Raw genomic sequence first — 7,693 nt, forward strand, 5'->3', positions numbered from 1 at the left:
GTGCCCCCGGACCCCGCGCCCTCGGACCCCGCGCCCTCGGTGCGTGCGGCCCGCGTGCTGGTGCAGGCGCTCGCGGCGCTCGGCGTCCGCGACGTCGTGCTCGCGCCGGGGTCGCGCAGCGCACCGCTCGCCTACGCAGTCGCCGACGCCGCGCGCCCCGACCCCGAACGGCCCGCGGGGGCGCCCGCGCTGCGCCTGCACGTGCGCATCGACGAGCGCGACGCGGGCTTCCTCGCGCTCGGCCTGGCCAAGGGGTCGGCCCACGCGGGGGAGCGCGGACCGGGACCGGCCCGGCCCGTCGCGGTCGTCACGACCTCCGGCACCGCCGTGGCGAACCTGCACCCCGCGGTGCTCGAGGCGCACCACACCGGGCTGCCGCTCGTGCTGCTGACGGCCGACCGCCCGCACGAGCTGCGCGGCACGGGCGCCAACCAGACCACCGAGCAGGCGGGCATCTTCGGCGGCGCCGTCCGGCTCGCGGTCGACGTGCCCGCGCCCACCGGTCGCCCGGGGGAGGACCGGGACCTGCGCCGCACGGTCGCGCGCGCCCTCGCCGCCGCGACCGGCGCCCGCACGGGCGACCCCGGTCCCGTGCACCTCGACCTCGCGTACCGCGACCCGCTCGCACCCGGCGCCGCACCGTGGCCGGCGGCGTCGGACGCGGGCCTCACGCACGTCGTGGGCCGTGCGCAGCCCGCCGACCCGGTCGCCCCGCTCACGGGTGCCGTCCCGGTCGTCGTGGGCGACGCGGACGGCACGGCGCGCGGCTCGCGCCGCGCGCGCGGAGCCGTCCCCACCGTGGTCGTCGCGGGGGACGGTGCGGGCCCCGCCGCGGTGCGGCTCGCCGAGGCCAACGGGTGGCCGCTGCTCGCCGAGCCGTCGTCCGGCGCGCGGCAGGGCGACCACGCGATCGGTGCGTACCGGCTGCTGCTGGCCGCCCGGCGTCTCGGCGGTCGGGTCGGACGGGTCGTCGTGCTCGGTCGCCCGACGCTCACACGGCCCGTGCAGGCGCTCCTGGCGCGCCCTGACGTCGAGGTGCTGGTCGTCGCGCCGCGGGGCACCGACTGGCCCGACGCCGCGCGCAACGCGTCCCAGGTGCTGCTCGACGTGCCGCCGCGCATGCGGCAGGGCCGGGTCGGCGCACCCGCCGGCTGGCTCGACGCGTGGCGCACCGCCGACGCCGCCGCGCAGGACGTGCTCGTGCGGCTGCTCGACGTCCCCGAGGACGCGCGTCGCTCGCGCAGCGGGCCGCGCGTCACGGGGTGGGCGCTGGCCCGGGCGGTCGCGCGCGCGAGCGCGCCGCAGGACGTGCTCGTCGTCGGCTCGTCGAACCCGGTGCGCGACCTCGACCTCGTCGCGCGCTGGGACGCCGCGCCGCTCGTGCTGGCCAACCGCGGCCTGGCCGGCATCGACGGGACGGTCGCCACGGCGACCGGCGTCGCGCTGGCCCTGCCGCACCGCCGCGTGCGCGCCTACCTGGGCGACCTGACGTTCCTGCACGACGTCGGCGGGCTGCTGCGCGGCGCGGGCGAGGCGGCCGCCGACCTCCAGCTGGTCGTGGCGAACGACGACGGCGGCTCGGTGTTCACGACCCTCGAGCACGGCGAGCCCGGCCGTGCGGACGTGTTCGAGCGCGTGTTCGGCACGCCGCACGGCGTCGACGTCGCGGCCCTGTGCGCGGCGTACGGCGTGCGGCACACGCGCGTCGTCGACACCGACGGGCTGCTGCCGGCGCTCGCGGCGCCCGGGACCGGCACGAGCGTCGTCGAGGTGCGGGTCGACCGTGCGCACCGACGGGCGCTGGGCAAGCGGCTCGCTGCCGAGGTCGCGGGGGCCGTCGACGCCGCGCTCGGCCCGCTCGGCTGACGTCCGCCCCACCCCACCTGGGCAACTCACAGGAAACCTCCAGGTCTCCTGAAGTGCTGTCCCAGCGCGGCGGGGTGTCATGGGTGTCGACAAGGAGGCAGCCATGACGACCACGCCCGAGCCGCAGCACGGCCACCACCCCCAGGACCACCCCACGCAGCCGCTGCCCGCGCCCGACGCGACCCGGCCGCTGCCCCCGCAGCAGGCCGCGCCCGCGTCCGGACCGCAGCCCGGGGCCCCCGCGCGGCTCACGCCCGCGCAGCAGTGGGCCCGCTACGAGGCCGCGCAGCGCGCCGCCCAGCAGCCGACCCCCGTCGGCACGGGTGCGCACGCACCCGGCGCCGCGTTCGGCGTCGGCGGACCGGGCGCGCCGGGCGCCGTGCCGCCCGGCGCGGTGCCGCCGGGCACCGACCCGTGGGCCGCGCCCGGTGAGCCCGCACCGCGCAGGCGCTCGCGGGCCTGGGCCTGGGTCGCCTCGGCCGCGGTCGTCGGCGTGCTCGTCGGCGGCGGTGCCGTCGCGGGCGTCGGCGGCCTCACTGGCGCCCTGTCCGACCCGGCGTCCTCGCAGCGCTCGGCCTCCCTGGCGGACGTCGGGCGCTCGACGGCCGAGAACGTGCCCGTGTCCGGGTCGAGCAAGGACAGCCCCGACTGGCAGGCCGTCGCGGCCGCCGTGCAGGCCTCCGTCGTCGCGATCGACGTCACGACGCAGTCGGGCGAGGCGCAGGGATCCGGCGTCATCATCGACGACGCGGGCCACGTGCTCACCAACAACCACGTGGTCGCGGGTGCGCAGGGCAACGTGCAGGTCACGCTGACCGACGGGCGCATGTTCGAGGCCCAGGTCGTCGGCACCGACGCGAGCACCGACCTCGCCGTCGTCAAGCTCGTCGACGCCCCGGACGACCTCAAGGCCGCCGCGCTGGGCGACTCCGACGCCGTGGCCGTGGGTGACCCCGTCATGGCGGTCGGCAACCCCCTCGGCCTGGCCAACACCGTCACCACGGGCATCGTGTCGGCGGTCGACCGCCCGGTGTCGACGCAGGAGAACGGCGGCGAGGCGGCCGTGACCAACGCCATCCAGATCGACGCGGCGATCAACCCCGGCAACTCGGGGGGTCCGCTGTTCGACGCGACCGGCCGTGTCATCGGCATCACGTCGTCGATCGCGACGCTCAGCCAGCAGTCGGGGTCGATCGGCCTCGGCTTCGCGATCCCGGTGAACGTCACCAAGAACATCGCCGGTCAGCTCATCCAGGACGGCCAGGCCGAGCACGCGTACCTCGGCGTGACGCTGGCCGACGGCACCGCGACGGCCGACGGCGTCACGCGCCGCGGCGCGGTCGTGCAGACGGTCAGCGACGGGTCGCCGGCCGCCGCGGGCGGGCTGCAGAACGGTGACGTCATCGTCGCTATCGGCAAGGACCCGGTCGGCGGCGCCGAGTCGCTCACCGCGTTCGTCCGCTCGATGGCGTCGGGCGACGACGCGACGCTCACCGTCGTGCGCGACTCGAAGGCCATCGAGGTCGACGTCAAGCTCGCGACGCGTCCCGACACGACCGCGCAGGGTCAGCAGGGCGGCCAGGGCCAGCAGGGCGGCCAGGGCCAGCAGGGCGGTCAGGACCAGCAGGGTCAGCAGGGCGGGCAGCAGGGCCAGCTGCCCGGCGGCATGACCCCCGAGCAGCTCTGGCAGTGGTTCCAGCAGCGTCAGCAGCAGGAGCAGCAGGGCCAGGGCTGACGCCCCGGTGGGGCCGGCGGTGCGCCGTCGGCCCCACACCTCGTCCCCGGACGGGTCCGTCAGGGCCACGCCCGGTCGCCGGCGCACCCCCTGGAGCCGGCGTGCACCGCAGGCCCGTCGCGGGCGGTCCCCTCCCGCGGCGGGCCTGCGTCGTGCCCGCGCGCGGCCGCGGCGCGGGCCGGGGCGACCGGGTCACGCCGCCCGTGGCGTGCGGCGAGCCGTGCGTCAGGACGACAGCGCGAACCGCATCGGGACGAGCTTGGCCCGCGACTCCGCGAGCTCGGCCGCGGGGTCGGACGCGGCGACGACGCCGCAGCCCGCGAAGAGCCGCACGCGGTGCGGGTCGTCGCGGTCGACCTCGGCCGAGCGCAGCGCGATGCCCCACTCGCCGTCGCCGTCGGCACCGAACCAGCCCACGGGGCCGGCGTACCGCGCGCGGTCCATGCCCTCGATCCGGGCGATGAGGTCACGTGCCGCCGCGGTCGGGGTGCCGCAGACCGCGGCCGTCGGGTGCAGCGCGGCGGCCAGCGCGAGCGACGAGGGGTGCGCCCGGTCGCCCTGCGGCGCCGCGAGCACGCCGGTGACGTCGGACGCGAGGTGCAGCACGTTCGGCAGCGGGAGCACGAACGGCACGTCCGGCACGTTGGTCGAGGAGCAGAACGGCGCGAGGGCCCGGGCGACCGAGGTGACCGCGTACTCGTGCTCCTCGAGGTCCTTCGACGAGTGCGCGAGGATCCCGGCGCGCGCGACGTCGGCGTCGTCGTCCCCCGTGCGGCGGATCGTCCCGGCCAGCACGCGCGACGTCACCAGGCCGCGCTCGGAGCGCACGAGCAGCTCGGGCGTCGCACCGATCATGCCGTCGACGCTGAACGTCCAGCACGAGCGGTACCGGTCGGCGAGCCGGTCGAGCGCCCACCGCACGTCGAGCGGGTGCTCGGTGCGCGCGTGCACGTCGCGCGCGAGCACGACCTTGTCGACCTCGCCCGCGCGGATCGCCTCGACGCCGTCGGCGACGACGTCGAGCCACGCGTCGGCCGTGACGGCGCCGTCGGTGTACGTGACCTCGCCGGGGCCGGCGAGGGGCGTGCGCTCGGGGGTCACGTCGGCGAGCCGCGGCGCGGGGCCCAGCTCGGCCGCCGTGCTCAGGGTCGTCAGCCACGTGCGCCCGTCGCGCCGTCCGACCACGACGCGCGGCACGACCACGACGCCGCCCGCGTCCGAGGCGTCGTCGAACGCGAACGAGCCGAACGCCACGGGACCGGTGCCGGGCAGGCGCACCTCGTCGCGGACGATGGCGTGCGCGAGCACCTCCTGCCACGCGCGCTCGGCCGCGGCGAACCGGTCGGCGCCGCCGACCTCGATCCGCACGGCCTCGCCCCAGCCGACCAGCCCGTCGCCGCGGCGCACCCACGCCAGGGGCGCGTCGGCCGGCAGCAGTCCCAGCAGGTCCGCGGGGTCGGGGTCGCCGCCCGCCGGCAGGTCGTGGACCTCGACGGTGCGCACCACCAGGTGCTGCGGGACGTGGGCGCCCGCGGCGGCCCGGTGCGTCGTGCTCATCGTCGTCAGCGTAGGACGCGCGGGGCCCCGCGGCGGACCGCGGGGCCGTCCGGGGCGGTGACGTGCGGCACGTCGGCGCCCGCGGACCTGAGACGATGGCCCCATGTCCCGTGCCACGCTCGACAAGGACCCCCGCGACGTCGCGTCGATGTTCGACGCGGTCGCGCGCCGGTACGACCTGACCAACGACGTCCTCTCGCTCGGCCAGGACCGCGCGTGGCGCCGCGCGACGCTCGCCGCGCTCGCCGCGCAGCCCGGTGAGACCGTGCTCGACCTCGCGGCCGGGACGGGCACGTCCAGCGAGCCGCTGGCCGACGCGGGCGTGCACGTCGTGCCGTGTGACCTGTCGACGGGCATGCTGCGCGAGGGACGCCGCCGGCGGCCCGACCTGCCGTTCGTCGCGGGCGACGCGTTGCACCTGCCGTTCGCGGACGCGTCGTTCGACGCGGTGACGATGTCGTTCGGGCTGCGCAACGTCAGCGACGTCGACGCCGCGCTGGCCGAGCTGCTGCGCGTGACGCGCCCGGGCGGGCGCCTCGTGGTGTGCGAGTTCTCGCGACCGACGTTCGCGCCGTTCCGCGTCGTCTACACGAACTACCTCATGCGCGCGCTGCCGCCGGTCGCGCGCGCGGTGTCCACGTCGCCCGACGCGTACGTGTACCTCGCGGAGTCGATCCGGGAGTGGCCCGGCCAGCGCGAGCTGGGCCGTCAGGTGCGGCGGGCCGGGTGGGACCAGGTCGCGTTCCGGAACCTGTCGGGCGGGATCGTCGCGCTGCACCGCGCGGTGCGTCCCGAGACCTCGGACCCCCGGGGCGCTCGCCCCGAGGCCGCGCGCCCCTGACCCGGCGCGTCACCGGGAGCCCGTGCCGCGGTCGTGGCACGGGCTCCCGTGCGTCCGGGCGCGACGCGCGGTGTGACGAGCGTCGCGCCCCGGGGCCGTCGTGCGCGACGCCCGCCGGGCGCGTCGGCCCGTCGTCCGCGCTGCGCGGGCGTGCCGGCCGGGGGACGATGGGGACCAACCGGGCCGTGACGGCGCGGTCGGAGGCGTCCCGCCGGGCGCGTCGCACCTGTTCGAGCACGCACCCGGGACCATCGTCCCGGGGCTCGACGAAGGTAAGCCAACCCTTCGCAGACAGGCCCAGAGGGGGTGGATACACTCGCCGGAGTTGCACGTGAACATCGTCACAAGTGGGGTCCCAGCGTGGTGCGCGTACCGACGGATGACGCCGACGTCATCGTCGTCGGCGCAGGCCCCGCAGGCGCCTCGGCGGCCTACCACTGCGCGGCCGCCGGCCTCGACGTGCTGCTCCTGGAGAAGGCGACGTTCCCGCGCGACAAGATCTGCGGCGACGGCCTGACGCCGCGCGCGGTCTCCGAGCTCGTGCGCATGGGCGTGCCCGTGCGCGAGCAGGACGGCTGGATCCGCAACCGCGGCCTGCGCGTCATCGGCGGCGGCCACCGGCTCGAGCTGCCGTGGCCCGAGCTGTCGAGCTACCCGTCCTACGGCCTGGCGCGGGCGCGCACGTCGTTCGACCAGGTCCTGGCCGAGCACGCGCGCGCCGCCGGCGCCAAGCTGCTCGAGGGCACGGCCGTCACGAGCCCTGTGCGCGACGAGCGTACGGGCCGCGTCGTCGGCGTGCGGGCGCGCGCCGTCGCGTCGGACGGACGCCGCACGGTCGACGCGGGGGAGCAGGTCGAGTACCGGGCCCCCGTCGTCGTGGCGGCCGACGGCGTCTCGGCCCGGCTCGCGACCGCGGTGGGCCGCACCAAGCGCGACGACCGCCCGATGGGCGTGGCCGTCCGCACGTACTTCCGCACGCCCCGCCACGACGACCCGTGGATGGAGTCGCACCTCGAGCTGTGGGACGGCGCGCCCGGGCGCTCGAACCTCATGCCGGGCTACGGCTGGATCTTCTCCCTCGGCGACGGCACCGCCAACGTCGGCCTGGGCTCGGTGAGCTCGACGGCGGCCGCGACCAAGGTCGACTACAAGGACCTGTTCGCGCGCTGGATGGCCAACGCGCCCGCCGAGTGGGAGTTCACGCCGGACAACCAGGTCGGCCCCGTGCGCGGCGCCGCGCTGCCGATGGGCTTCAACCGCGGCCCGCTGTACGCGAACGGCCTGCTGCTGGCCGGCGACTCGGCCGGCATGGTCAGCCCGTTCAACGGCGAGGGCATCGCCTACGGCCTGCAGGCCGGGCGCGTCGCCGGTGACGCGATCGCCCAGGGGCTGGCCCGTGGCTCGGCCGCCGGGCGCGAGCGTGCGTTCGCGACGTACCAGCACCGCATGAAGGACGACCTGGGCGGGTACTACACGCTCGGGCGCGTCTTCGTGCGCCTCATCGAGCACCCGAGGATCATGCACCTGTGCACGCGGTACGGTCTGCCGCGGCCGCTGCTCATGAAGTTCGTGCTCAAGCTCCTGTCCGACTGCTACGAACCCCGCGGCGGCGACGTGGTCGACCGCGTCATCGCCGGGCTCTCGCGACTGGCGCCCGACGCATGACCCGGCCGAGGACCCGATGACGACCGCCC

General features: G+C 77.2%; 5 protein-coding genes. 4 read left to right on the top strand and 1 reads right to left on the bottom strand.

What is annotated here, in order from left to right; genetic code table 11:
* On the top strand, positions 1-1,866 hold the full coding sequence (gene menD / locus ATM99_RS17875; RefSeq protein ID WP_082660027.1) for a 2-succinyl-5-enolpyruvyl-6-hydroxy-3-cyclohexene-1-carboxylic-acid synthase: 1,866 nt from the start codon (positions 1-3) through the stop codon (positions 1,864-1,866).
* 103 nt (positions 1,867-1,969) lie between these two features.
* Positions 1,970-3,601: a S1C family serine protease gene (locus tag ATM99_RS17880; protein WP_223305262.1), complete on the top strand. Its 1,632-nt coding sequence runs from the start codon at positions 1,970-1,972 to the stop codon at positions 3,599-3,601.
* A gap of 225 nt (positions 3,602-3,826) precedes the next feature.
* Here ATM99_RS17880 and ATM99_RS17885 read toward each other — a convergent pair whose 3' ends face one another.
* Positions 3,827-5,158 (bottom strand): isochorismate synthase MenF, encoded by a 1,332-nt coding sequence (locus tag ATM99_RS17885; protein WP_062104148.1) that lies wholly within the window; start codon positions 5,156-5,158, stop codon positions 3,827-3,829.
* 103 nt (positions 5,159-5,261) lie between these two features.
* Here ATM99_RS17885 and ATM99_RS17890 point away from each other — a divergent pair, with 103 nt between their 5' ends.
* Both ATM99_RS17890 and ATM99_RS17895 read left to right on the top strand, forming a co-directional pair.
* Positions 5,262-5,999, top strand: coding sequence for a demethylmenaquinone methyltransferase (locus ATM99_RS17890; protein WP_062104149.1), 738 nt, complete (start codon positions 5,262-5,264; stop codon positions 5,997-5,999).
* A 360-nt stretch (positions 6,000-6,359) separates the two neighbouring features.
* A complete protein-coding gene (locus tag ATM99_RS17895; protein WP_369798109.1) occupies positions 6,360-7,664 on the top strand; it encodes a geranylgeranyl reductase family protein in 1,305 nt (434 codons plus the stop codon).
* The last annotated feature ends 29 nt before the right edge of the window (positions 7,665-7,693 follow it).

Source organism: Cellulomonas sp. B6 (assembly GCF_001462455.1).
In the GTDB taxonomy this organism is placed as follows: Bacteria; Actinomycetota; Actinomycetes; order Actinomycetales; family Cellulomonadaceae; genus Cellulomonas.